Raw genomic sequence first — 21,783 nt, 5'->3', positions numbered from 1 at the left:
GAGATACGCCGGAGAACTTCCGTGACGCGCTTCCAGCGTGCAGAGTCGGGAGCCGCCGTGAACGGAGCGAGGGCACCCGCGACGCCGGGATTCCGCTTGCCCGCGTCGCGGTGCAGCAAGACGCACCCCATTTCGTGGTCGGGAGGACAGCCGATGGGAGTTCACCGCCAGCCGCGGCCGCACCGGGACGGCGCGGGGCCGGACGGCATCGGGCGCCGGAGGTTCCTGGGTTATGTGGTGGCCGCCTCGACCCTGACCGTGGCGGCCGAGCTGGGCGAGAGCGTCCTCGCTCCCTCACAGGCGGCCGCGGTGGTGCCTTCCGTGCCGGGGCCGGCAGAGATCTACGACCTCAACGACATGCTCACCCACGCCGCCCTGCCCACCGCGAACCTGATCACGATCCGTATCGACACGGACGGCACAGCCTCCTTCGCGCTGCCGCGCGCCGAGGTCGGACAGGGCATCACCACCTCCAGCGCCATGCTCATCGCGGAGGAGCTGGACCTGCCCCTGGACAAGGTTCGCGTCTCGCTCGCCGACGCCCGGCCCGAGCTGCTGTTCAACCAGGTCACCGGCGGATCGAACACCATCATCTCGATGTACACGCCGATCCGGGTCGCGGCCGCCGTCGCGCGTGGTCGTCTCCTGAGGGCGGCGGCCCTCGAACTGGGCGAAGTGATCGACACCCTCACCGCCAAGGCGGGCGTCATCACCTCCACCGCGACCGGCCGGAGCCTCAGCTACGGCGACCTGGCCGAGAAGGCGGCCGCGACCAGCACCGGACAGGTGTCGGTCGACCTCAAAGAACCCGCCGACTTCAAGGTGATCGGCACCGCGCAGGGGCGCATCGACGCGCTCGACGCGGTCACCGGACGCAAGAAGTTCGCGATGGACCTCCAGGTGCCTGGCGCACTGCCCACCATGGTGTGCCGGCCGCCGACGATCAACGGCACGGTCCGCTCGGTGCAGAACCTGGACGCCGTGCGGGCCATGCCCGGCATCACGGACGTGGTGACCGTCTCGACCGGCGTCGCCGTCCGCGGCCGCACCTTCGGACAGTGCATCGACGCCGTCCGCGCACTGAACGTCACCTGGGGGCCGGGCACCGCGGACGGCAAGTCCGACGCCACCATTCGCGACGAGCTGCGCAAGGCCGAACTCCCGCTGCCCGCACTCGATCTGCTCACCAAGTCCGTCGACGCCCGCTTCACCTTCCACTTCGCCAGCAACAGCGCGCTGGAGACCAACTGCGCCGTCGCGGACGTCCGCAAGGACTCCGCCGAGATCTGGGCGAGCCTGAAGACACCGATCACCGCGCAGGAGCGGATCGCGCTGCAGCTCGGCCTGCCGGTGAGCGCGGTCAAGCTGCACATCACCGAGGGCGGCGGTTCCTTCGGCCGCAGGCTGTTCTTCGACGCCGCCGCCGAAGCCGCCGAGATCTCCCAGAAGATGGGCAAGCCCGTCAGGCTGATGTGGCACCGCACCGACGACTTCCGGCACGGCCGCACCCACCCCATGGCCACCTCGCGCGCCCGGGCCACCTATGCGCTGGGCGAGGTGCTCACCTACCAGCAGCACCACACCTCCGTGGCCACCGACTTCAGCCATGGAGTCGGAGAGATCATCACCGCCGAGGCCGCGAGCCTGCCCGTGGCCGACCTCACGTTCTCCGAGACGATCTTCACACTCACCCAGCAGACCCCCTACCACTTCGGGGTCGTCACCCAGCTGCTCAGCGAGACCGACAAGGGCTTCAACACCGGCGCCATGCGCAACATCTACTCGCCCAACGTCCGGTGCGCGCAGGAGCTGATCGTCGACGAGCTGGCCAGGCGCATGGGCAAGGACGCGTATCAATACCGCCGTACCCATCTCAAGGACGAGCGGGCGCGGGCCGTCCTGGACAAGGTCGCCCAACTCGGCGCCTGGGGCCGGAACATGCCTGCGGGCACCGCGCAAGGCATCGCGATCCACCCCGAGTACCACGCGTTCGTCGCGGTCCTCGCCGAGATCGACTGCCGGCCGCAGACCACCGGCCGGACGATCCCCGACGCGTACACCGGCCCCCGCGTCACCAAGGTCGTCTGCGCCGTCGACGTCGGTCTGGCGGTGAACCCGCGCGGCCTCGAGGCCCAGATGATGGGCGGCATCATGGACGGCATCGCCATCACCCTCAGTTCGGGTCTTCATCTCGACAACGGGCACTTCGCGGAAGGCAGTTGGGACAACTACTTCTACACCCGGCAGTGGAACACCCCGCCGGACCTGGAGATCGTCGTCATGCCGACGACCACCGGAAAGCCGGGCGGCGCCGGGGAACTCGCGGTCGGCGCGGCGGCGGCCGCCGTTGCCTGTGCCTACGGCCGCGCGACCGGCAAGATGCCCACCGACTTCCCGATCAACCACGCCGAGCCGCTCGGCTTCGAGCCGCTGCCCGTCTCCCCGCCCGTCCCCGCGTCGCCCACCGACGGACTGGACCGCGCCTACTAGGAGCCCACGTGCCCGAACACACCTTCATCCTCAACGGCAAGTCCGTGACCGTGGACATCGAGGACGACGTACGACTGCTGTGGGTGCTCCGGGACGTCCTGGGCGTGACCGGACCGAAGTACGGCTGCGGGCTCGGCGTGTGCCAGGCCTGCACGAGCCACATCAACGGCAAGGCCTTCAACCCCTGTTCCGTACCGGTGAAGGACATCGAGGCGGACGACGAGATCACCACCATCGAGGGCCTGCCCGCCACCGTCGGCGCGCCGTTGCACCCGATGCAGGAGGCCTGGCTCGAGTACGACGTCGCCCAGTGCGGCTACTGCCAGCCCGGCCAGATCATGACCGCCGTCGCCAAGGTGCGCCAGGCCCGGGAGGAGGGGCGCGAGATCAGCGAGTCCGACCTCGACGAGATCCGCAACGTCTGCCGCTGCGGCACGTACCACCGCATCCGTGAGGCGATCGTGGCCGGAGCGAAGAAGTACTGAGGCTCGGAGCCGTCAACGGCACCTCCACCTGTTGTCCATAACTCCTGGTAACTCCCCCTGTGACCTACAGTCGAGGCCGGGGAGGGTGACCGGAGGGGGAAAGGGTGCCGCGGAAGCCGGTGCGATTCACGGTTCTGGGGCCCGTGCGGGCCTAGCGGGGGGGGTACGGAGCTGGATCTCGGGGGGACCCTGCTGGGTCTGCTGCTCGTCCGGGCGGGTGGTCCGGTCGCCGTGAGCGAGATCGTCGACGTGCTGTGGGGCGCCCGGCCGCCGCACAGCGCGGTGAATGTGATCCGCCGTCATGTGGGTGCGCTGCGCCGTCTGCTGGAACCCGGGCTGCCTGCCCGCTCCGTGGGCCGATGGCTGCTGCGCGAGGCGGGCGGCTACCGGCTGGTCATCGACGGCGGCTGCTCGGACCTGCTGCGCTTCCGCGAGCTGTGCGAGCAGGCCCGGCGGGCGGAGACGGCCGTCCGTACAGTCGAAGTCCTCACGGAGGCACTGGCGTTGTGGCGAGGCCCGGTCGCGTCCGGTATCCCCGGCGAGGCCCGCGCGCACCCTGCCTTCGCAGCCGTGGAGAGCGAGCACCCGGCCGCCGTACGTGACGCGGCCCGTGCCGCGCTGCGGGCCGGCGTCCCGGACTCGGTCCTGCCCGAACTCCGCAAGGCGGCCGACGAGATCGTGGCCCGGTGCGGCCGACTGCCACTGGCCCTGGCCGTCGTGGCCGCACGCGCCGTAGTCCGCCCGGACTTCCCCCTGGAGGACTTCGCCGCCGAACTCCGCGACCGCGACAGCCTCGACGCGTTCACCTCGGCGGCGGGAGCCGTCGATCCCCGTACATGCGGCTGAGCACGCGCTCGTGCGCTGGAGGGCAAACACCGGTGCACTCCCGGTCAACTGCCCACTGCCGGCCAGTCCTAGCGTGACCAGCGTTGGAACCGGAGCGCCCGGCGTGCGGTCCGGGTCCCCTGCGCCGGAAGGACCGGCGCGCCACTGAACCACCAGGAGACGCACATGTCGGAATCGGTCGAACCCGTTCAGCCGGTGCTGGAGCCCGCGGCGGCCGCGTTCACACAGGCCACGGCCAACCCGCCGTACCTGTTCGACCTGCCCCCGGCCGAAGGGCGCAAGGCTGTCGACGAGGTGCAGTCCGGTGAGATCGCCAAGCCGGACGTGGACGAGGAGTGGATCACGGTGTCGGGCGGTCCGACCGGCAGCGTCCGGGCCCGCATCGTCAAGCCCGCCGGTGCCGAGGGAACCCTGCCGGTGCTCGTCTACATCCACGGCGCCGGCTGGGTGTTCGGCAACGCCCACACCCACGACCGCCTGGTGCGCGAACTCGCCGCCGGCGTCGGTGCCGCCGTCGTCTTCCCCGAGTACGACCTCTCTCCGGAGGCGCGCTACCCCGTCGCCATCGAGCAGAACTTCGCCGTCGCCCGCTGGATCGTCGAGGAGGGCGCGAGCAAGGGACTGGACGCCGACCGCATCGCGGTGGCCGGCGACTCGGTCGGCGGCAACATGACGGCCGCCCTCACCCTCATGGCCAAGGAACGCGGTGGCGTCCCGCTGGTGCAGCAGGTGCTGTTCTACCCGGTGACCGACGCGAACTTCGACACCGGCTCCTACCACCAGTTCGCCACGGGCTATTTTCTGCGCCGCGACGGTATGCAGTGGTTCTGGGACCAATACACGACCGACGAGGCCGAGCGCGCCCAGATCACCGCGTCCCCGCTGCGCGCCACCACCGAGCAGCTCACCGGCCTGCCCCCGGCCCTCGTCATCACCGGCGAGGCCGACGTCCTGCGCGACGAGGGCGAGGCCTACGCCAACAAGCTGCGCGAGGCCGGAGTGGCGGTCACCTCGGTCCGCTACCAGGGCATCATCCACGACTTCGTGATGCTCAACGCCCTGCGCGAGACCCACGCCGCCGAAGCCGCCATCAATCAGGCCGTGGCCACGCTGCGCGCCGCGCTGCACACCGCCTGAGAGCGAGTGGACGCCACCGAGCCGGGGCGGTGTGCCGCCCCGGCTCGGTGCGCCGCCCGGGACGGCCAAGTGGTGCACCCGCTCCCGAACCCCGACACTGGAGCCGAACCTCGCACGCGACGGCGGTGGACGTGCTCAGGAGATGACGTCGTGACTTCCTTCTCACCGGGCTTCCAGGGGCGCGGCCGCCGACTGGCCGACCGACTGCCCCCGGGCCAGTACCCGACCGAGTCGTTCCCCGTGCTGTCGGCGGGCCCGACACCCAAGGTGCCCACCGACGCATGGGCCTTCACGATCACCACGGAACTCGGCAGGACGCACAGCTGGACCTGGGACCAGATGATGGCGCTTCCGCAACAGGAGACCGTCCGGGACATCCACTGCGTGACGCGCTGGTCGAAGTTCGACACGCGGTGGCGGGGCGTGGCCCTCGACGCCTTCTTCGAGGACGTCGAGACGGCCGCCGACTACGCCGTCGTCAGCAGCTACGGCGGCTACACCACGAACCTCCCGCTGGAGGACCTGCTCGACGGCAAGGCCTGGATCGTCCACACCTACGACGACTATCCGCTGTCCCCGGAGCACGGTGGCCCCGCCCGGCTGCTCGTGCCCCACCTGTACTTCTGGAAGTCTGCCAAGTGGGTCCACGGCCTGTGGTTGACGGATCAGGACGAGCCGGGCTTCTGGGAGAGCGTCGGCTACCACAACTACGGCGATCCCTGGCGCGAGCAGCGCAACTGGGGCGACTGACCATGTCCCTCACCTGGCGCCCGGCCCGGCTCCTGGAACGCCGTGCGCAGACCGCCACCGCCCGCACCCTGGTCTTCTCCGTACCGGGCTGGCCGGGACACCTGGCCGGCCAGCACGTCGACGTACGGCTCACCGCCGACGACGGCTACCAGGCCGTCCGCAGCTACTCCCTCGCCGCACCCACCGACGGCGAGCGCGTCGAGCTGGGCGTGCAGGCCGTGCCCGACGGGGAGGTCTCGCCCTATCTCGCCGACGCCCTGCCCGTCGGCGCCGACGTCGAGGTGCGCGGCCCGCTCGGCAACTGGTTCGTGTGGCGGCCCGCCCAGACCGAGCCCGCGCTGCTCGTGGCGGGCGGCTCCGGCGTCGTCCCGCTGGCCGCGATGATCGGCGCCCACCGGCGGGCACGCTCGCGCAGCCCCCTGCACCTGCTGTACTCCGTGCGCGGGCCCGAGGACGTCTGGTACCGCGACCTGCTGACCGACGAGGACCCCGTCCTGGACGTGAGCATCCTCTACACGCGCAAGACCCCGCCCGGCACCGACCGCCTCCCCGGCCGCGTCGCCGCCACCGACCTGGCAGGCCCGGCGTCCGCGCTCCGGCCCGCCAGTCCCGTCTACGTCTGCGGTCCCACCGCCTTCGTCGAAGTGGTCGGCGACCTGCTGACCGGCCTGGGACGCGACCCGGCCACCATCCGCACCGAACGCTTCGGCTGACCCGCCGCCCACCACCCCTCGGGAGGAGCTCATGGCAGACACCGCCGCTCACCGGGACGGCAACTGCCTCGCCGGCCCGCTCTCGGAGATCCTCTCCGTGGAGCCCACCACCGCCTGGTGGCGCTGCCCCGAGTGCGGACAGGCGGGCCCCCTCGCCGAGCTGCACGTCTACGGCCCCGAGCCGGGCCTGACCGCCCGGTGCCCCGGATGCGCGTACATCGCGCTCCGCCTGGTCAGGGAGGACCGGCACATCTGGCTGACGATGGGCGGCGGCACGGGCGCGTTCCGGTTCACGACGGCGTAGGTCCGTCTCGGCAAAGCGCCAGTGCCGGCGCCGGCCATTGACATTATGCAGGTATCTACCTGCATAATGCGTGTGTGAGCCCCGAGACACGAGCGATGGACCTGGTCTTCAAGGCGCTGGCCGACTCGACCCGGCGGCTCCTGCTGGACCGGCTGCGCGAGCACAACGGCCAGACGCTGCGCGAGCTGTGCGAACGCCTGGACATGGCGCGCCAGTCGGCGACACAGCATCTCGACATCCTCGAGAAGGCCAACCTCGTGACGGTCGTGCGGCGCGGACGGGAACGGATTCACTACCTCAACCCGGTGCCGATCCACGAGATCGAGGAGCGCTGGATCTCGAGGTTCGACCAGCCCCGCCTGCGGACGCTCAGCGCCATCAAGAACCAGGCAGAGGAGTACGCCATGACCAACGAACCCACCCCCGTGCCGACTTATGTCTACGTCACCTACATCCGCGCCGCGGCGGAGCAGGTGTGGCAGGCACTGACGGACGCCGACCTGACGGCACGCTACTGGGGACACGCCAACGTCTCGGACTGGCAGCCGGGCTCCACGTGGGAGCACCGGCGCGTCGACGGATCGGACGCCGTCGACGTCGTCGGCCGAGTGATCGAGGCCGAGCCGCCGACGCGGCTGGTCATCACCTTCGAGGACAAGCCCGAGGCCGAAGCGGTGCGGAAGCCGTCGGTCGTCACCTTCCTCGTCGAACCGCACCAGGACATCGTCCGCCTCACCGTGACCCACGAGAACCTCCCCAACCAGGAGATGCTCAACGGCATTTCGCAGGGATGGCCGGCCGTGCTGGCGAACCTCAAGTCGCTCCTCGAGACCGGCGAGGTCCTCCCGCAGGCGCCCTGGGAGATGCACCGGGCGCACGCCTGAGGCGTTGGCAGCCGCAGCGCTACTCGGATTCACTCCGCGTACGACCGCGGGGAGAGGAAGACCTGATGGACACGACCCCGCTCCGCGACGCCTACCGCGCGCTGCTGGACGCCGCCGCCACCGTGGCCGACTCCGGCGACCCGAGCCCCGTCCCGCAGGCCGGCGAGTGGAACGCGGACCAGGTCCTGGGACACGTCGCGCTCATCAACGCCGCGACCATCACCACCGCCTCCTCGGTCGCGGCGGGAACGAACACGACGTACGACAACCGTACGGCGCTCGACACCTGGACCATCGAACGCGTCATCGCGCTCGCCGGCGGCAACGCGGGGCTCCGGGAGCGCATCCGCCTCCAGGGCGACGCCTTGTGCGCACTGGGCGGGCCGGCGCTGAGCGAGGCCGAACTCGACACACTGGTGCCCACGCGGCTGCTGTCCAACGACAAGCTCCTGGTCGATCAGCCCATGCCCCTGAGGGATCTCATCACGGGCCTCGCGGAAGTGGAGCTGCCGGGCCATACGAAACAACTACTGGCCCTCCTGCCGAACGGCGCCCAGGCGACCGGGCCCGGCATCCGGTAACAGGGCGGCGGGACCCGGGCTCGCGCCCCTGACGTGCCGGCCTTCGCGGACGCGGCGAACGGTAGGGTGGCGGCGCGCGTCGTCGGTCGGCGTGCGCGCCGGGGCACGCTTCGGGGGAGTACGGATGCGGGTGGCGCTCTTCGCGCTCGGGGGCACGATCTCGGTCGCGGGCGGCACGCCCCGGCTCACCGGCGAACAGATCACCGCCCAAGTGCCCGGCCTGGACGCTCTCGGCGCGCGGATCGACGTCCAGGACGTCCAGGCGGTGCCCAGCTCCGGCCTGACCTTCACCGACGTGCTCGACGTGGTCGCCGCCGCGCCGCGCGCGGTCGCCGAGGGTGCCGCCGCAGTGGTCGTCACGCAGGGCACGGACACCCTGGAGGAGACCGCGTTCCTGGCCGACCTGGTGTGGCCGCACGCCGAACGATGGTCCCGCTGCCGCCGGTCGTTCCGCCGATCGGTCTGAGCTCCCGGATCCGGCTCGGCCGGGACTACTACGTCCGCGTCGACGCCGTCGACTACTCGGTCGACCCGCAGGTCATCGGCCGGTTCGTCGACGTCACCGCGTCTCCGGAGACGGTGACCGTGTTCTGTGACGGGAAGGTCGTCGCCCAGCACGAGCGGTCCTGGGCCAAACAGCAGGTCATCACCGATCCGGTCCATGCGGCCACTGCCGCGAAGATGCGCGAGGCGCTCACGCTGGACCGCCAACGACGCCAGGCAGCCGTCCGCCATCACACCGACGGCCACACCGTCGCACTGCGGGCCCTGCCCGACTACGACGCCCTGTTCGGCGTCGACTTCAATCCGCCGTCCACGAAAGCGAAGTGACACGTGAGTACAGCCACGAAGCCCAAGCCAGCCGCCGCGGCGAGAGGGCCGAAGGACGGCATGCCGTCGATGCTGTCCTATCTGACCCGGGTGCTGAAGATGCCGACCATCGGCGCCTTCTGGGAGGAGCTGGCCGACCAGGCCCGCGACCAGAACTGGTCCCACGAGGAGTATCTGGCGGCCCTGCTGCAGCGGCAGGTCGCCGACCGGGAGTCCAAGGGCACCACGATGCGGATCCGCACGGCCCACTTTCCGCAGGTCAAGACGCTAGAGGACTTCAATCTCGACCATCTGCCGTCGCTCAGGCGGGACGTTCTCGCGCACCTGGCGACGGGGACGTTCGTCGCGAAGGCTGACAACGTGATCCTGCTCGGGCCGCCCGGGATCGGGAAGACGCACCTGGCCATCGGGCTCGGCGTCAAGGCCGCTCATGCCGGCTACTCGGTCCTGTTCGACACCGCGAGCAACTGGATCGCCCGCCTTGCCGCGGCCCACCAGGCTGGCCGGCTCGAAACGGAGCTGAAGAAGATCCGCCGCTACAAGTTGATCATCATCGACGAGGTGGGCTACATCCCGTTCGATCAGGACGCCGCGAACCTGTTCTTCCAGCTCATTGCGTCGCGCTACGAACAGGGCTCCGTGATGGTCACCTCGAACCAGCCCCAGATCGCTGGGGAGAGACCTTCTCCGACGACGTCGTCGCCGCTGCGATGATCGACCGTCTAGTCCACCATGCCGAGGTTCTCACTCTCACCGGAGACTCCTACCGGACCCGCCAGCGACGCGAGTTGCTGGCCAAGGAGAACCGCGCTCACCACGGCTGAACTACCAGTCCATGTCCCGGGCGACTTCGCTCTGAGCCGCCGCGATGTCCTCGGCGGTCGTCCCGGTCACATCGGCGTCCGCGGCCCACTCCAGCCGTGACAGCAGATCGGCCAGGGCCTGCTTCTGGGCAGGATGGGTGACCGGCACCGAGTCGAGATCCGTGGTCATCAGCCAGTCGAACAGGACGATGGCGTCCGCACGCCACAGGCGCACCGACACGGTCGGGAGATCGTCTTCCATGCGCCCATGATGCCGGGCAAACCGAGCTGCTTGACCCAACCGCACGACCCCAGGGGTCAATTCTGCGGGACTGGTAGGTGTTCAGTTCTGCGAGAGCGTTGACAGGGGTGAGCCGCAGTCCGCGGACGGCCTCCGGCAGTCGATTCAGTCCTCCCCGCGCAGGCGGGGGTGAGCCGACGAGACCGAAGAACGCGGCGACCGCAGCGACGTCCTGCCCGCGCAGGCGGGGGTGAGCCGACGCCGTTGTCCTGTCCCAGATAACTGTGGGCAGGGCGAGGTTCTGACCTGCGGTGCCTTCGGTTGAGTGGGCCAGGTCGGCGGTCGGTGTCCCGCTCAACCGTAGTCAGCCGCCTCTAGGGTGTTCATCGCGGAAGTCCACTGGTCGGCCCGGAGGTGCCATGTCCCTGCAGATGAAGTTGAGCGCGATAACACTCGACTGCCCTGATCCGCTGGCTTTGGCGGCGTTCTATCAGCAAGCTACTGGCCTCGAACCCCACCCGAAGTCGGACGCCGACTTCGCGGGTCTCAACCGTGAGGACGGACTCTTCATCGGTTTTCAACGGGTCGACGACTACCGGGCTCCGCGCTGGCCTGAGCAGACCGTTCCCCAGCAGCTGCACCTTTGCTTTGACGTCGTGGATCTGGACGAGGCCGAGGCCCGGCTGCTGGAGCTGGGTGCGGGCAAGCCGGATCACCAGCCTCATGAGGTCGCCATGGCGCGGGTTCTCACTGATCCGGCTGGTCATCCCTTCTGCATCTGCCGAGGCTGACTCGGGGGTTCAGGAGGGCTCGATCTGTCTGGCTGTGCCTCCGGTACAACGCCGACCAGCCACGTCGACCGTAGAAGCGCCGTGATCGCCGTACCTACACAAGAGCGGAACTCTCCAGAGCTTGCCTACACATGACCGGGGACCCAGCCATACATGCCTACAGAAGAGCGGGACTGCCTACACATCGCAGAGACAGGACAGCCGTCCTTCGCACACTTCCGGGACACCAAGTCCTCCCCGCGCAGGCAGGGGTGAGCCGCCCGGTCTGCCTGCGGCGCCGCCCGCCCTCATGTCCTCCCCGCGCAGGCGGGGGTGAGCCGCCTTCGCCTACCTCGCCACGGTCGACAAGGAGGTCCTCCCCGCGCAGGCGGGGGTGAGCCGGTCCACGCCGACGTGACCGACGCCCGGGACAAGTCCTCCCCGCGCAGGCGGGGGTGAGCCGGCGTGGGAGGAGTACGCACGCTCCACCGGCATGTCCTCCCCGTGCAGGCAGGGGTGAGCCGTGGGACATGCAGGGCAGTTTCGGGACGGTGCAGTCCTCCCCGCGCAGGCGGGGGTGAGCCGGTCGCCGAACTCGCCGCCTGGCTGGACCGCATGTCCTCCCTGCGCAGGCGGGGGTGAGACGCCTGACTAGTCGGCTCTGTCGTTGCCCGGTACGTCCTCCCCGCGCAGGCGGGGGTGAGCCGACGGATGCGAAGGCGCCGCACGGGCGGGCCGAGTCCTCCCCGCGCAGGCGGGGGTGGTCCAGAGGCCGATTAGAAAAGTCACGGCACCGTTTCCTATTGAGGCCTTTACGGCCGTGGCCTCGGCTGGCCAAGACCGACACGCCGTCTGGGTGCTCCGCCAGCAGATGCCGGCAGCGCCGCCAAGGGGGTCGGGCTCCGCTAGCAAAGACGGGGCCGCGCCTTCACGATGCATCCGCCCAGCTCAGCAGGCACGCCGGACGCGCATCCAGGAGCCGCCCGCGATCGTGCATCCCCCGGCCAACGGCCGGAGCGTCTCGGTCCGTGGTGATGAGGATTCTTGATTACACAGCCGAACGGGACCCGATGGAACCGACCGCGACCCGCAACGTGCAGCACTACAGCGTGATGTACGACTACCTCCAGGCCCAGGCCCTCAGCCCCGACAGCACCCGCGACTTCATCACCACCAAGTCGCACATCGACGCGGCGAGCCGCCCCTGAGTGCCCATCGCCTTCCCATCATCGACCGCTCGCGCCATCCCGGGTCGGCCGACCAGCTGACCGGCATGACAAGTACGGCATTGGCGCCCGGCATTACGGGCCGCGCGGTGGAGTCGCCGTGCGGCGCGGTGCTGCTGGTCCGCCGTTGCCGCCGCGCCGCGCGATGCGTCGCCGACCGCGGGGCTGATCCCGGGATCCGGGCCCTCACCCGCGGCCGTTTCGCTGGGCTGCACCGCCGTCGCCGTCCAAGCGGCGCAGTACAGCAGCAACCTGGCCATGAAGTTGATCCACAGCACGACGGCGACCGGCACGGCGAAGGCGCCGTACATGCTCTTCCCCGCGAGGCCCTGCAGATAGCCGGTGAGCAGCTGCTTGAGCAGCTCGAAGCCGACCGCACCGATCAGGCTGGCGATCACGACCGCGCGCCGGCCGGGATGCACCTGCGGCAGCCGGGTGAGCAGGTAGACCAGTAGCAGGAAGTCGACGAGCAGGGCGATGGCCAGGCCGGCGAAGAACAGCAGCGCCCGTCCCGCCCCACCCACGATCCCGACCTTGTCGGCGGCCCAGCCGACGGCACTGTTCGCGAACACCGAACTGCCCATGGCGACTAGCCCGACCACGCCGAGACCGACCAACACACCGGCATCCTTGAGCCTGAGCAGGAACGGGTTTCCGGGGTCCTGCTCTTTCTCCCACACCGCGCGCAGACACCCGCGCAGGGCGCCGACCCAGTTGATGCCGATCACGAGCAGCAGCGCGCCCGCGATGAGCCCGACGCTTCCGGCGTGCGCGACCAGGCCGTTCAGGTTCAGCAGATTGGAAAGGCCCGGCGACTGTGCGGCGATCTTGTCCTGGAGCTTTCCGAGCTGGTCCTCGCTCAGCAGCGTAGTGCCGATCGCCGCGCCTACAGTGATTAGTGGGAAGAGCGCGACGAAACTGGTGAAGGTGATGGCGGCGGCGAGCCGGGCCCAGTGAACCGCACCCAGCCGCTCGAACGCCCGCCACACGTGCGTACCCCTCAGCCGTGCGATCAGAGGCAGCCTCGTCAGCGAGTCCATGAAGATCACCTGCTCTCAGCGTACCCACGGCGGCGAGACATGGCATCCAGCGGCGAAGCTCGAACATCGACGAGCCCGCCGATCACTAACTGCCCACACGTCGCAACCAGTGAACAAACGCTGCCGCTGAGCGTGAACGGAGACAGCGCGTCGGGGTGCGTCGGCGGCGAGCCGTGCGGCCCGGGCTCTCCGCCGAAGTGCCTGAACACACCCGAGAGGGGTCCCCTTGTCCAAAGAGTCGTGCAGCGTTGTCGCCACACGGACTATGCGAGCCCCGCTCTCCCCGCCCGGGCACGGCGAGGCGGCCTGACCTGGAGTACACGGCGGATCCAGGGGCCGAGTCGGGGCGGTGCCCAGTCACGGCGGTTGCGGCGGTGACGTTCCTCCGTCGAGCCGGTGGAGGGCCGTCCGGTTGAGTGTCGAATATTGGGCATGTGTGCAAATGGGGCAAAATCGCCCCTCGGGGTTGGTGAAGGGAAGCCGCCATGGCGAAGAAGCGCAGCGGGCGTCCGCATGGTGAGGGTCCGAGCCGGTTCAAGGGTGATGACCAGCATGGATGGTCTCAGGATGTGGACGCGACCCGTCAGGAGGAGAATCCGAGCGCGCATCGCTCGTTCCATCCGGATACCTACGCGCCGGGCGGGAAGAACCGCGAGCCGAGTCAGCAGGACATAGAGGTCCGGCAAGAAGGGGATCCACGACACGGGGCCTCGTGGCCGCTCCGGTCGTCCCAGCGGGAGTAAGGACGCTTCGGACTTCACCGCGGTGGACCCGCAGGACCCCTCTGGCGGGCCGTCGCGTGGGAAGAGGGAGAGGAATCCGTAGACCCTTCTGCGGCGGCCGTCATAGCCCTCGGCGACGGCCGAGCGGGCCGGAATCCTCGGCGCGCGGCTTTGCTGAGCGGTCCGGAGCGTGGTGCAGAGCAGGTCTGAGTCGCTCGGTTGCCGCAGCGGGAAGGAAACTCCGGTGTGCCGTGGGACGCCGGCTCCGGCGAAATGAGGACCAGTGGGGGAACGCCGACCGCCAGCCTGTCACCCAGGTACGCGGGCGATGCGGGTGATCGTGACGGTCACAGCGAGGGTTCTCCCATTCCCATAGGTCGTGAGGAGCGGGACGAGGGACGCCCGGGTCCGGTCGTGGACCGTGCGGGCAACGTCCACGGCCCGGTGTCCATCGGCCACGACGCAGCGCACCTCTACTCGCCAGCCGGAGTCGTCCGGGTCACGGACAACACGGATCCCCGACAGCGGCGAGGTGAACCTGTTGTCTGCCACACCTGGAATTGCGCGCGAGGCGGCTTGCGCGAGACGGCTGGCTAGGGTGGGCTGCAGCGCGAGTACCCCACTGACCTCAAGGGCGGCCTCAGCGGCGATCTGGCGAATGTCGGCAGGGTCGCAGCCGGTCATGGGGTGCCGTCCGGTCCACTGCGGGAAGCCTCTGAAGGGCTTGGCGACCAGGCTGCGTGGTGTACCTCGATTACTGTGACGTCGACCGCTGTCACCACCATGCCCAGGGTGTGGTCGGCGGCGTCTGCTACCGAACGGCGCACCAGTTCGGCCGTCTCGGGCAGAGGGCGGTCCAGACCAGCGGCCAGGGTCATGGTCACGCGTACGCCGGTTCCCGCGTCGGCTCTCGTGATGCGGCAGCTGGCGGCGGTGACGCCGGGTATCGCGTCCGCTGCGCGCCGCAGCACGGTGGCTGCGGTGTGTTCGGCGATCTGCAGGGTGCGCGTGGGGTCGTTCAGCGGCAGCATCGGCCCCAGCCGTACCTCGTTCCGGACGATATTCATGACGCGGGAGATGAGGTTCTGTGTGCTGGGGGGTTCCTGCTCCCGCAGGGCCTGCGTCGCGCTGTCCAGTGCGGCCAGGCCTTCGACGGCGTCGCGGCAGTAGGGGCAGTCGGCGAGGTGGGTATCGCCGGGCGGGCCGGTGTCCCGGGCCTGCTCCCAGGCGTGGCTGAGACTTCGCCCGCAGGTGAGTACCTCGTCGCCGGTGTGCCGGCGGACCTCATCGAGGGGCGAGCCGTCTGGCGACGCCGATCGACGTCCGGGCTCCGGAGGCCGGGGGGGATGGTTGCCTAGCGCCATGGGCCCAGTGCCTCCTTCAGGGATCGTCGTGCTCGGTACAGCCTCCCGCGAACCGTTTGCTCGGTGGCGCCGGTCACGTGGGCGATCTCCGCGTAAGGCAGTCCGTGCAGCTCCCGCAGGATCCAGCAGACCCGCTGCCGCGGTTCCAGCGCGCCGAGCGCGCCGACCAGGGCGTCGGTGAGGGCGTCCTGTTCGGCTGCCCGCGCCGGCGAGCTCCGCATACCGGGGGCGGCGGGTTCGGCCACCGAGTTCAACGGTACCGGGGCCGGCCGACGGCGCAGGGAGTTCAGGCAGCGGTTGACGGTGATGCGGTACATCCAGGTCCTGAACGCCGAGCCGTGGCGGAATTCGGGCAGGCAGCTCCAGGCGCTGATGAACGCGTCCTGGACGGCGTCCTCGGCGTCTTGGACGTTGCCCAGCGTGTGAAAGGCCAGAGCGAGCAGCGGGCGACTGTGACGCCGCACCAGAATGGCGAAGGCTTCCTCGTCGCCTTCACCGGCACGTGTCACCAGCAGATCGTCCGGGGTGGTTAGCGGCCCATCGGCTGTGCCCAGGGGAGGGGGACCCGGGGGTGAGCTGGGTCGGGCCGCTTGGCGCGGGGAAGGGCCGGCGCTGTGCGTCATGACCGCACCTCCTCCCTGCGTTACGTGTGCCCGGCCTGCGGGATGTGATTCCGGTTCGTGGATATGCATGACGATTTGCCTGTCGGGTGTGTCCAATCCTGTGACGGGCGCCGTGCCGGTGTCCGCATCAACTGATCGAGGCGACTGCCATGACGGAGACCACCGACCGTTCCTCCACCGAGCAGGGCGGCTCCAATCGGACCGGGACCATGCTGAAGGGGCCGACCGGCGCGGACACCTCCCCCGAAACGCGGGGCAAGACCACCATCGCCAACGGCGTCGTGGCCAAGATCGCGGGGACGGCCACCCGCGAGGTACCCGGGATTCACAACCTCGGCGCGGGCATGGCCCGTGCCATGGGTGCAATGCGCGAGCGCGTCCCCGGTGGGGGGACCAGCGGCGTCAGCCGCGGAGTGAAGGTCGAGGTGGGCGAGAGCCAGGCCGCGCTGGACCTCGATGTCGTCGTCGAGTACGGCTACGCCATCCCCGATGTGGCAGCAGAGGTCCGCGTCAGCGTCATTTCCGCCGTGGAACGCATGACCGGCCTTGAGGTCGTCGAGGTGAACCTCGTCGTCGACGACGTGCACCTGCCCGACGAGGAAGACGAAACCGAACCGGCCGAAGGCCGCGCCCAATGACTCCCGGCAGCGGGCGGCGTTCCCTCCCACCGGGGACGGAGCGCACCGGCGGCGGCAGCGAACGCCCCGTGGGACAGGTGAGTGAATCATGAATAAAGCGACATTTGGTCTGGCAGCCGGAATGGCACTGGGATTCGCCGGCTACTTCGGCGGCTTCTGGGCCTTCCTCCTGGTAGCCGTCCTGGGCGCGGTGGGGTTGGTCGTCGGTCTCGTCCTGCAAGGCGATGCCGACGTATTCACCCGGCGGCAACGGGACGAGTTCACCCGGCGGCAGCGGTGAACACCGCCACCCGCAGCGCCGCAGCACCCAAGCACCCCCGCGGCGGGTATCCGGACGAAGGCCAGAGCCCCCCGCCGCCTGCCGCGCGTGGCGCGACGGTGATACCCGACCGGGTCGTGGCCCGCATCGCGGCAAGAGTGGCACGCACAGCCCTGCACCAGATCACCGGCCCGGCCCATGCCGCGTTGACGGCACCTGGCGCTCGCGCGACCACGTACGGCGGGACGGCACAGCTGGCGCTGTCGGTGGACCTTCCGTACCCCACAGACATCCCCGTCACCTGCCGGCAACTGCAACGCGAGGTCGCCGAACGGGTGGCCCAACTGACCGGCCTGGACATCAGCGACGTCACGCTGACCATCCGGCGGCTGGCTACCCCCGGCGGACCAGGCCGCGTCCAGTGACCCCGCCACCCCGCCTCACGAACCGGCCCACCAGCCCCGCCGATGTCACACCACCGACCAAGGACGGCCACCATGCCCCTCCCATCCGGTCCCGCGCCACCCGCTCGCCGAGACCAGCCGCCCAAGACTGAGGAAGCTGCCGACAGAGACCGGCCCGACAGGCACGCCCCCACGACGAAGCCCCCGCCGCACGACGGTTGGGTGGCGAGGTCACCTCGCCTGTGGTCGGCACGCCGCATCCCTGCCGGCCTGGTCGCTCTGGTGACGCTCTGCGCCACCGGGGTGCTGCTGTACGACGTGATCGCGGTGCGCGCCGGACAACGGGCCGGGGCGTGGCGCACCCGCCTCGCCGGCGAGGTGGCCACCCGCCCGGTCGACGACCTTTGGCTGCTGATCGGCGGCGCCGTTGCCGTCGTCCTCGGCCTGTGGCTGCTCATCCTCGCCCTCACCCCCGGCCTTCGCCGACTGCTGCCGCTGCGGGCGCCCGACGGCTGTGCCGAGATGGAGGCCTGGCTGAACCGTCGGGGCGCCGAATTGGTGTTGCGCGACGCCGCGATGCGGGTCCCCGGCGTCAGCCGAGCCCGAGTCCGGGTCGGACGCCGCCGCGTCACCGCCCGCGCGGACGTCCGCTTCCGCGACCCCGCGACCGTCCGCGACGACCTCACCCAGGCCCTGCAGAACCAGTGCCGTCAGCTCGCTCTGGCATATACCCCACGGCTGGCGATCCGCACACGACACCACACCCGTTGACCCCGCCCCGGGAGCGCGCCATGAACGGTCGATCCACGCTCAACCGTCTCCTCCTGGCCATCAGCGGTCTCGTGCTGCTGAGTGGCGGGCTGATGATTTTCACCGCCGGCCTCGACCTCTACCGCCGGCTTCAGCTGGCCCCGCCCGCCGACTGGCCGCTGACCACGCCCCGCGACGTCCTGCTCAGCAACGCCGACCGTATCCGCTGGAGCGACCAGGGCTGGTGGTGGTGGCCCGCCGTCATCGCCGGCCTCACCCTGGCGGCCATCCTGGCCCTCCTCTGGCTGCTCGCCCAGGTGCGTCGCCACCGTCCCGGTTCAGTGCACCTGGGTGGCACGCCTCCACCCGAAAACGTCGAGCTGCGAGGCAGCGCCCTCAGCGACGCAGTCACCGCCGAAGCGCGTGCCCTGACCGACGTCGAGGACGCGAGCGCCCACATCACCGGACGGGCGGCACACCCCCGCCTCCACGTGGCTCTCACGCTGACGGATCACGGCACGCCCGCACCTGTCCTGCAGGCGCTGTGCCACGGCCCCGTCGCGCACGCGCGCGACTGTACCGGGTTGACCCAGCTGCCCACCCGGGCGCGTCTCGACGTCGGCAGGCACAAGGCGCGCCGCGTCCAATAGAGCGCCGTCATCGGACGCAGCGAGGCACGTGCATTGGCCCCCGGCGTACCACTGGGGCCAGGAACCAGGTCGGCTACCAATAGTGACGTCGTCCCGCGACGGCGTGACCCATGGCGCCCAGAATCCACTGAATGGCGCCGGTCACCAGCAGGATCACTCCAAGAATGAGCGTGGTGTCCTCCGGTGCTGCCATAGTCCTTCTTCCACTGTGGGCCTCCCGCGCCTGACGGGAAAGCCGAACAAGCAGAGCCACATCAAGGGCGCGCCCGGCCATTGAACCGCCGCCGCGGAGTGCCTTGTCGGGTTATCACGGACTACGAGTAGAGCGCCGCCTGTCTTCCCGCTCTCGCCGCGAAGTCCCCTGGCGGGGCTACGTCGTCGCCTGGGCTCTGCCTCCTCGACTGCTTCGTCGCTCTCGTCTCCCTGGCCGCCGGTGTCCGCGGTGTCCTTCACCGCCTCCAGGGAGCCGGACGGTGCTCTCTTGGATGTGCTCTCGGCACCGTCTTTGGTCATCCCACCGATGATGTCCGTGAGCGCGGCGGGAGCCTTACGGCCCGATTCCAGATCCAGTCGGTTGCACGCTTCAGCGAAACGTAGGTAGGTGTCGACGCTGGCCACGACGATGCGGATTTCGACCGTCAGGATCTCGATCCCCAGGAGGGACACCCGGATGAAGATATCGATGACGAGGCCGCGGTCCAGGATGAGTTCGATGATGTCGTAGATGCTGCCTGAACTGCCTCTGGAAACATTGCCTCCGCTTTGCGGCACCATCGTCATGGCGCGTCCCTTCACCGCCGACCGATCCGACCACGGCAGTAGCGGCGGTCTCAGCGCGAGAACCCAGTTCAGCTGTGGCGTCGCGCGTGCTTGGCGTCGGACCTGGACCCCGCGCATGAGCAAACCCGCCATTCCATCATATGTAGCCATCACCGGCTCAGTGGGGCGAGCCAACGGCTATCCCGTGGGGTTCTGCTCTCCGCATGCGACTGCCGCAATCACCGCCCAGACTGGAAAGAGGCGGAGTGATGAGCGCAGCCAACGGCTGCTGCTCCATTCGGATCCTCCGCCTGCGAGGTGCGGGGCCCTGTGCGGGCGTCACTCGCCAGCCGGAGCGTCTGCTCGGCAGCCCTTTGAAGGGAAATCTGATGGCTGATGTACCCAAGATCGCTTTTGCCGCCGCGGTTCTCGGCGGGTATGTCCTGGGCCGGACAAAGAAGGGGCGGGTCGCCTTCGGGATGGCGACCTACCTGGCCGGCCGTCGGTTCGGACTGGAACCACAACAGCTGCTGACGGAGGGGGTCAAGAGGTTGCGGGAGCTTCCCCAGCTCGCCGACCTCAACGAGCAGCTCCGCGGTGAGGTCCTCGATGCAGGGCGCAAGGCGATGAGCGCGGTGGCCGACCGCAAACTTGCCGATCTGGCTGACTCTCTGCACCAGCGCACAGAGCGTATAGGCAGCAAGGGCAAGGAGGAGCCGCAGGGCGAGGACGAAGAGCCGGAGGACGAGTACGAAGAAGACGAGGAGCCCGAAGAAGAGGGGGAGGAAGCCGAGGACGAGTACGAAGAGGACGAGGAAGAAGAACCTGAGGAGCTGGAGGAGGAAGAGGAAGAGCCTGAGGACGAGCAGGAGCAGGAAGAAGAGGAGCCGGAAAAGCCCTCGCCCCGGCGTCGCCACGCAGCCCGGAAGCCGGACGAGGGCCACGATGGGGGTGCCCGGCGCGGTCGCGAGCGTCGTCCCGAGAGGGCCGCTGCTCGCAGGGTACCTGCCAAAAAGTCGGCCCCCACGAAGAAGGCGGCGGCGCAGAAGACGGCACCCGCCAAGAAGACATCAGCGGCGAGGAAGTCCTCGGCTCCGCCGAAAAGGACCGCCGCGAAGAAGACGGCAGCTGAGAAGACGACGGCAAAGAAGGCATCCCCACGGCGGCGGAGGTAGATCCATGGCCGACACGGCACGTGACACGAAAAGCGAGCAAGGCTCGGGGCTGGACCAGTTGCGCGGCGCGTTCACGAGCTACCTGGGCGCCCAGGTGGAAAACCTGGCGGACAAAGCCGGCGACAAACTGGGTGACATCACCAGCGGACTCACGGGTGTGGCGGAGAACGGCGGCGTGCTCCCCAAGGCAGGCCTGCGGATGCTTCAAGGTGATTCACCGTTCAAGGCTCTGATCAGCGAGGGAGCGAAGAGCGTCAAGGACCGCGTGTTCGGCAAGATCAAGGGGGTGTTCGGCGGCGGAGGTGGCAAGGGCCGCAAGTCCGGCACGCCCAAGGTCATGAACATGGTCGAAGTGCTGGATGTAGGTGTGCCGCTGCGCTTCGCTTACGACCACTGGACCCAGTACGAGAAGTTCAGCAGCTTCACCAAGGGCGTCCGCAGTGCGTCACGGGGCAAGGAGGCGGACAGCGACTGGAAGGTCAAGGTGGGCCCGTCAACCCGCGGGTGGAAGGCCACGACGCAGGAACAGGTGCCGGACGAGCGCATCGTTTGGACCTCGCAGGGCGCCAAGGGCACCACGCGCGGCTGCGTCAGCTTCCACGAACTGGCGCCCAGCCTCACTCGGATTGTGCTCGTGGTCGAGTACTACCCCTCCGGCTTCTTCGAAAAGACCGGCAACATCTGGCGCGCCCAAGGACGGCGTCTGCGTCTCGATTTCAAGCATTTCCAGCGTTACGTGACCCTGACCGACGAGGAAGCGGACGGCTGGCGCGGCGAAATCCGTGACGGTGAAGTGGTCCGCACCCATGAGGAAGCCATCGAGGAAGAGCAACAGGCCGCCGATGAAGAGGAAGGTTCGGAGGAGGCCGGCGAGTACGACGAGGAAGGCGAGTACCCCGAGGGCGAAGAGGAAGAGGAAGGCGAGTACCCCGAGGGCGATGAGGAGGAGGACGAGGAAGGCGAGGAGGACGAAGAGCAGAGCGCGTGATCGCTCCTCCTGGCAGGCGCGGCAGTCGCGAGCATCCTTCGCGATCCTCGCGCAACCCTGGGCGATTCGTGCGCGGTTAGGGGCGTGGATTAAGGTGGGCGATCCTGGCGTTGAGCGCCGTAGCGAACCAGGACCATGCCGCGTAAGGCAAGAGCGCGGTGGCCCCGTGCAGGTCGCTGCGGGCTGCACGGCGAATGAGCTGCAGGTTGCTGGCGTTCAGTAGTAGGGCCCCAGCCAATCCGGCACGTGGGCTGCCGGAAGATTTCAAGTCCAGTGAGACGGTCGTGACGCTATGAGGTTTGTGGTGCGGGTTCGCGGCGCTTGGCTGGGTCGTTGATCCAGGCGGTCTG

The 21,783-nt window shown here is 69.3% G+C and carries 27 protein-coding genes, 3 pseudogenes and 1 CRISPR repeat array; of the genes and pseudogenes, 22 read left to right on the top strand and 8 right to left on the bottom strand.

Going from position 1 to position 21,783, the window contains the following annotated elements; all coding sequences use genetic code 11:
- Positions 1-153 precede the first annotated feature (153 nt).
- The 13 genes and pseudogenes from ACFYXB_RS33870 to ACFYXB_RS33810 all read left to right on the top strand — a co-directional run bounded on the left by ACFYXB_RS33870 (position 154) and on the right by ACFYXB_RS33810 (position 9,845).
- Positions 154-2,490, top strand: coding sequence for a molybdopterin cofactor-binding domain-containing protein (locus tag ACFYXB_RS33870; protein WP_389588874.1), 2,337 nt, complete (start codon positions 154-156; stop codon positions 2,488-2,490).
- A gap of 8 nt (positions 2,491-2,498) precedes the next feature.
- The gene (locus ACFYXB_RS33865) at positions 2,499-2,975 is read left to right on the top strand and encodes a (2Fe-2S)-binding protein (protein WP_351356083.1); all 477 of its coding nucleotides are present in this window, start codon (positions 2,499-2,501) and stop codon (positions 2,973-2,975) included.
- A gap of 231 nt (positions 2,976-3,206) precedes the next feature.
- The gene (locus ACFYXB_RS33860) at positions 3,207-3,821 is read left to right on the top strand and encodes a BTAD domain-containing putative transcriptional regulator (protein WP_389588872.1); all 615 of its coding nucleotides are present in this window, start codon (positions 3,207-3,209) and stop codon (positions 3,819-3,821) included.
- Positions 3,822-3,986: 165 nt separating this feature from the next.
- Positions 3,987-4,958, top strand: coding sequence for an alpha/beta hydrolase (locus tag ACFYXB_RS33855; protein ID WP_389588870.1), 972 nt, complete (start codon positions 3,987-3,989; stop codon positions 4,956-4,958).
- A gap of 150 nt (positions 4,959-5,108) precedes the next feature.
- The gene (locus ACFYXB_RS33850; RefSeq protein ID WP_389588868.1) at positions 5,109-5,708 is read left to right on the top strand and encodes a molybdopterin-dependent oxidoreductase; all 600 of its coding nucleotides are present in this window, start codon (positions 5,109-5,111) and stop codon (positions 5,706-5,708) included.
- Between the two features lie 2 nt (positions 5,709-5,710).
- Positions 5,711-6,421 (top strand): FAD-binding oxidoreductase, encoded by a 711-nt coding sequence (locus ACFYXB_RS33845; RefSeq protein WP_351356070.1) that lies wholly within the window; start codon positions 5,711-5,713, stop codon positions 6,419-6,421.
- Positions 6,422-6,452: 31 nt separating this feature from the next.
- The gene (locus ACFYXB_RS33840) at positions 6,453-6,725 is read left to right on the top strand and encodes a DUF6510 family protein (protein ID WP_351356067.1); all 273 of its coding nucleotides are present in this window, start codon (positions 6,453-6,455) and stop codon (positions 6,723-6,725) included.
- A gap of 95 nt (positions 6,726-6,820) precedes the next feature.
- Entirely contained in the window at positions 6,821-7,609 is a 789-nt protein-coding gene (locus tag ACFYXB_RS33835; protein ID WP_389588964.1) for an ArsR/SmtB family transcription factor, read from the top strand.
- Positions 7,610-7,674: 65 nt separating this feature from the next.
- Positions 7,675-8,190 carry a hypothetical protein gene (locus tag ACFYXB_RS33830; RefSeq protein WP_389588866.1) on the top strand — a complete coding sequence of 172 codons (516 nt, stop codon included), beginning with the start codon at positions 7,675-7,677 and terminating at the stop codon, positions 8,188-8,190.
- A gap of 124 nt (positions 8,191-8,314) precedes the next feature.
- Complete coding sequence (locus tag ACFYXB_RS33825) at positions 8,315-8,656, top strand: asparaginase domain-containing protein (RefSeq protein ID WP_389588864.1); 342 nt, start codon at positions 8,315-8,317, stop codon at positions 8,654-8,656.
- Positions 8,611-9,021 (top strand): annotated as a pseudogene (locus ACFYXB_RS33820) (hypothetical protein); the annotation flags it as partial. The gene ACFYXB_RS33825 and the pseudogene ACFYXB_RS33820, both read left to right, overlap by 46 nt.
- A 3-nt stretch (positions 9,022-9,024) precedes the next feature.
- A complete protein-coding gene (gene istB / locus ACFYXB_RS33815; RefSeq protein ID WP_389588862.1) occupies positions 9,025-9,735 on the top strand; it encodes an IS21-like element helper ATPase IstB in 711 nt (236 codons plus the stop codon).
- On the top strand, positions 9,732-9,845 hold the full coding sequence (locus ACFYXB_RS33810; protein ID WP_389588860.1) for an ATP-binding protein: 114 nt from the start codon (positions 9,732-9,734) through the stop codon (positions 9,843-9,845). Before istB ends, ACFYXB_RS33810 begins: the two co-directional genes overlap by 4 nt.
- 1 nt (position 9,846) lies before the next feature.
- On the opposite strand, the gene ACFYXB_RS33805 is transcribed toward ACFYXB_RS33810, so the two are convergent.
- Positions 9,847-10,086, bottom strand: a complete 240-nt coding sequence (locus tag ACFYXB_RS33805) for a hypothetical protein (protein ID WP_389588858.1) — start codon at positions 10,084-10,086, stop codon at positions 9,847-9,849.
- 398 nt (positions 10,087-10,484) lie between these two features.
- On the opposite strand from ACFYXB_RS33805, the gene ACFYXB_RS33800 reads away from it, so the two are divergent.
- Positions 10,485-10,856, top strand: a complete 372-nt coding sequence (locus ACFYXB_RS33800) for a VOC family protein (protein WP_389588856.1) — start codon at positions 10,485-10,487, stop codon at positions 10,854-10,856.
- Positions 10,857-11,086: 230 nt separating this feature from the next.
- A CRISPR array of direct repeats spans positions 11,087-11,603; the repeat unit is 29 nt; unit sequence GTCCTCCCCGCGCAGGCGGGGGTGAGCCG.
- Between the two features lie 352 nt (positions 11,604-11,955).
- On the opposite strand, the gene ACFYXB_RS33795 is transcribed toward ACFYXB_RS33800, so the two are convergent.
- Positions 11,956-13,101 (bottom strand): YihY/virulence factor BrkB family protein, encoded by a 1,146-nt coding sequence (locus ACFYXB_RS33795; protein WP_389588854.1) that lies wholly within the window; start codon positions 13,099-13,101, stop codon positions 11,956-11,958.
- A gap of 485 nt (positions 13,102-13,586) precedes the next feature.
- On the opposite strand from ACFYXB_RS33795, the pseudogene ACFYXB_RS33790 reads away from it, so the two are divergent.
- Positions 13,587-13,926 (top strand): annotated as a pseudogene (locus ACFYXB_RS33790) (hypothetical protein).
- A 206-nt stretch (positions 13,927-14,132) separates the two neighbouring features.
- Here ACFYXB_RS33790 and ACFYXB_RS33785 read toward each other — a convergent pair.
- From ACFYXB_RS33785 to ACFYXB_RS33775, 3 genes are all read right to left on the bottom strand, one after another.
- Positions 14,133-14,375, bottom strand: coding sequence for a hypothetical protein (locus ACFYXB_RS33785; RefSeq protein ID WP_389588852.1), 243 nt, complete (start codon positions 14,373-14,375; stop codon positions 14,133-14,135).
- 128 nt (positions 14,376-14,503) lie between these two features.
- Positions 14,504-15,187, bottom strand: a complete 684-nt coding sequence (locus tag ACFYXB_RS33780) for an Asp23/Gls24 family envelope stress response protein (RefSeq protein ID WP_389588850.1) — start codon at positions 15,185-15,187, stop codon at positions 14,504-14,506.
- Entirely contained in the window at positions 15,178-15,810 is a 633-nt protein-coding gene (locus tag ACFYXB_RS33775) for an RNA polymerase sigma factor (protein ID WP_389588848.1), read from the bottom strand. The genes ACFYXB_RS33780 and ACFYXB_RS33775 overlap by 10 nt, the downstream gene beginning before the upstream one ends.
- 149 nt (positions 15,811-15,959) lie before the next feature.
- On the opposite strand from ACFYXB_RS33775, the gene ACFYXB_RS33770 reads away from it, so the two are divergent.
- From ACFYXB_RS33770 to ACFYXB_RS33750, 5 genes are all read left to right on the top strand, one after another.
- A complete protein-coding gene (locus ACFYXB_RS33770) occupies positions 15,960-16,448 on the top strand; it encodes an Asp23/Gls24 family envelope stress response protein (protein ID WP_389588846.1) in 489 nt (162 codons plus the stop codon).
- An 88-nt stretch (positions 16,449-16,536) separates the two neighbouring features.
- Positions 16,537-16,728: a hypothetical protein gene (locus ACFYXB_RS33765; protein ID WP_389588844.1), complete on the top strand. Its 192-nt coding sequence runs from the start codon at positions 16,537-16,539 to the stop codon at positions 16,726-16,728.
- 137 nt (positions 16,729-16,865) lie between these two features.
- A complete protein-coding gene (locus ACFYXB_RS33760; RefSeq protein ID WP_351362503.1) occupies positions 16,866-17,132 on the top strand; it encodes a hypothetical protein in 267 nt (88 codons plus the stop codon).
- 201 nt (positions 17,133-17,333) lie between these two features.
- On the top strand, positions 17,334-17,882 hold the full coding sequence (locus ACFYXB_RS33755) for a DUF6286 domain-containing protein (RefSeq protein ID WP_389588842.1): 549 nt from the start codon (positions 17,334-17,336) through the stop codon (positions 17,880-17,882).
- 20 nt (positions 17,883-17,902) lie between these two features.
- On the top strand, positions 17,903-18,511 hold the full coding sequence (locus ACFYXB_RS33750; RefSeq protein ID WP_389588840.1) for an alkaline shock response membrane anchor protein AmaP: 609 nt from the start codon (positions 17,903-17,905) through the stop codon (positions 18,509-18,511).
- A gap of 73 nt (positions 18,512-18,584) precedes the next feature.
- Here ACFYXB_RS33750 and ACFYXB_RS33745 read toward each other — a convergent pair.
- Positions 18,585-18,674: pseudogene (locus tag ACFYXB_RS33745) on the bottom strand (DUF6131 family protein); the annotation flags it as partial.
- A complete protein-coding gene (gene gvpJ / locus ACFYXB_RS33740) occupies positions 18,665-19,285 on the bottom strand; it encodes a gas vesicle protein GvpJ (protein ID WP_389588963.1) in 621 nt (206 codons plus the stop codon). The pseudogene ACFYXB_RS33745 and the gene gvpJ, both read right to left, overlap by 10 nt.
- Positions 19,286-19,659: 374 nt before the next feature.
- Between gvpJ and ACFYXB_RS33735 the strand changes: the two genes are divergently transcribed.
- Positions 19,660-20,445 (top strand): histone protein, encoded by a 786-nt coding sequence (locus tag ACFYXB_RS33735; RefSeq protein ID WP_389588838.1) that lies wholly within the window; start codon positions 19,660-19,662, stop codon positions 20,443-20,445.
- A 4-nt stretch (positions 20,446-20,449) separates the two neighbouring features.
- Positions 20,450-21,433 (top strand): SRPBCC family protein, encoded by a 984-nt coding sequence (locus tag ACFYXB_RS33730; protein WP_389588836.1) that lies wholly within the window; start codon positions 20,450-20,452, stop codon positions 21,431-21,433.
- Between the two features lie 76 nt (positions 21,434-21,509).
- On the opposite strand, the gene ACFYXB_RS33725 is transcribed toward ACFYXB_RS33730, so the two are convergent.
- The gene (locus ACFYXB_RS33725; protein ID WP_389588962.1) at positions 21,510-21,701 is read right to left on the bottom strand and encodes a tryptophan-rich sensory protein; all 192 of its coding nucleotides are present in this window, start codon (positions 21,699-21,701) and stop codon (positions 21,510-21,512) included.
- Between the last annotated feature and the right edge of the window lie 82 nt (positions 21,702-21,783).

It is taken from the genome of Streptomyces sp. NPDC002619 (assembly GCF_042889305.1).
Taxonomy (GTDB): domain Bacteria; phylum Actinomycetota; class Actinomycetes; order Streptomycetales; family Streptomycetaceae; genus Streptomyces.
The sequence above is the reverse complement of the archived record's forward strand: the minus strand, read 5'-3'. Positions and strand labels throughout refer to the sequence as shown.

Bases quoted from the DNA above. Each gene is read 5' to 3' on its own strand.
- ACFYXB_RS33870 (WP_389588874.1), top strand. From the start codon at position 154: ATGGGAGTTCACCGCCAGCCGCGGCCGCACCGGGACGGCGCGGGGCCG.
- ACFYXB_RS33855 (WP_389588870.1), top strand. From the start codon at position 3,987: ATGTCGGAATCGGTCGAACCCGTTCAGCCGGTGCTGGAGCCCGCGGCG.
- ACFYXB_RS33845 (WP_351356070.1), top strand. From the start codon at position 5,711: ATGTCCCTCACCTGGCGCCCGGCCCGGCTCCTGGAACGCCGTGCGCAG.
- ACFYXB_RS33840 (WP_351356067.1), top strand. From the start codon at position 6,453: ATGGCAGACACCGCCGCTCACCGGGACGGCAACTGCCTCGCCGGCCCG.
- ACFYXB_RS33835 (WP_389588964.1), top strand. From the start codon at position 6,821: ATGGACCTGGTCTTCAAGGCGCTGGCCGACTCGACCCGGCGGCTCCTG.
- ACFYXB_RS33830 (WP_389588866.1), top strand. From the start codon at position 7,675: ATGGACACGACCCCGCTCCGCGACGCCTACCGCGCGCTGCTGGACGCC.
- ACFYXB_RS33825 (WP_389588864.1), top strand. From the start codon at position 8,315: ATGCGGGTGGCGCTCTTCGCGCTCGGGGGCACGATCTCGGTCGCGGGC.
- ACFYXB_RS33810 (WP_389588860.1), top strand. From the start codon at position 9,732: ATGATCGACCGTCTAGTCCACCATGCCGAGGTTCTCACTCTCACCGGA.
- ACFYXB_RS33805 (WP_389588858.1), bottom strand. From the start codon at position 10,086: ATGGAAGACGATCTCCCGACCGTGTCGGTGCGCCTGTGGCGTGCGGAC.
- ACFYXB_RS33800 (WP_389588856.1), top strand. From the start codon at position 10,485: ATGTCCCTGCAGATGAAGTTGAGCGCGATAACACTCGACTGCCCTGAT.
- ACFYXB_RS33795 (WP_389588854.1), bottom strand. From the start codon at position 13,101: ATGGACTCGCTGACGAGGCTGCCTCTGATCGCACGGCTGAGGGGTACG.
- ACFYXB_RS33780 (WP_389588850.1), bottom strand. From the start codon at position 15,187: ATGGCGCTAGGCAACCATCCCCCCCGGCCTCCGGAGCCCGGACGTCGA.
- ACFYXB_RS33775 (WP_389588848.1), bottom strand. From the start codon at position 15,810: ATGACGCACAGCGCCGGCCCTTCCCCGCGCCAAGCGGCCCGACCCAGC.
- ACFYXB_RS33770 (WP_389588846.1), top strand. From the start codon at position 15,960: ATGACGGAGACCACCGACCGTTCCTCCACCGAGCAGGGCGGCTCCAAT.
- ACFYXB_RS33765 (WP_389588844.1), top strand. From the start codon at position 16,537: ATGAATAAAGCGACATTTGGTCTGGCAGCCGGAATGGCACTGGGATTC.
- ACFYXB_RS33750 (WP_389588840.1), top strand. From the start codon at position 17,903: ATGAACGGTCGATCCACGCTCAACCGTCTCCTCCTGGCCATCAGCGGT.
- gvpJ (WP_389588963.1), bottom strand. From the start codon at position 19,285: ATGGTGCCGCAAAGCGGAGGCAATGTTTCCAGAGGCAGTTCAGGCAGC.
- ACFYXB_RS33735 (WP_389588838.1), top strand. From the start codon at position 19,660: ATGGCTGATGTACCCAAGATCGCTTTTGCCGCCGCGGTTCTCGGCGGG.
- ACFYXB_RS33730 (WP_389588836.1), top strand. From the start codon at position 20,450: ATGGCCGACACGGCACGTGACACGAAAAGCGAGCAAGGCTCGGGGCTG.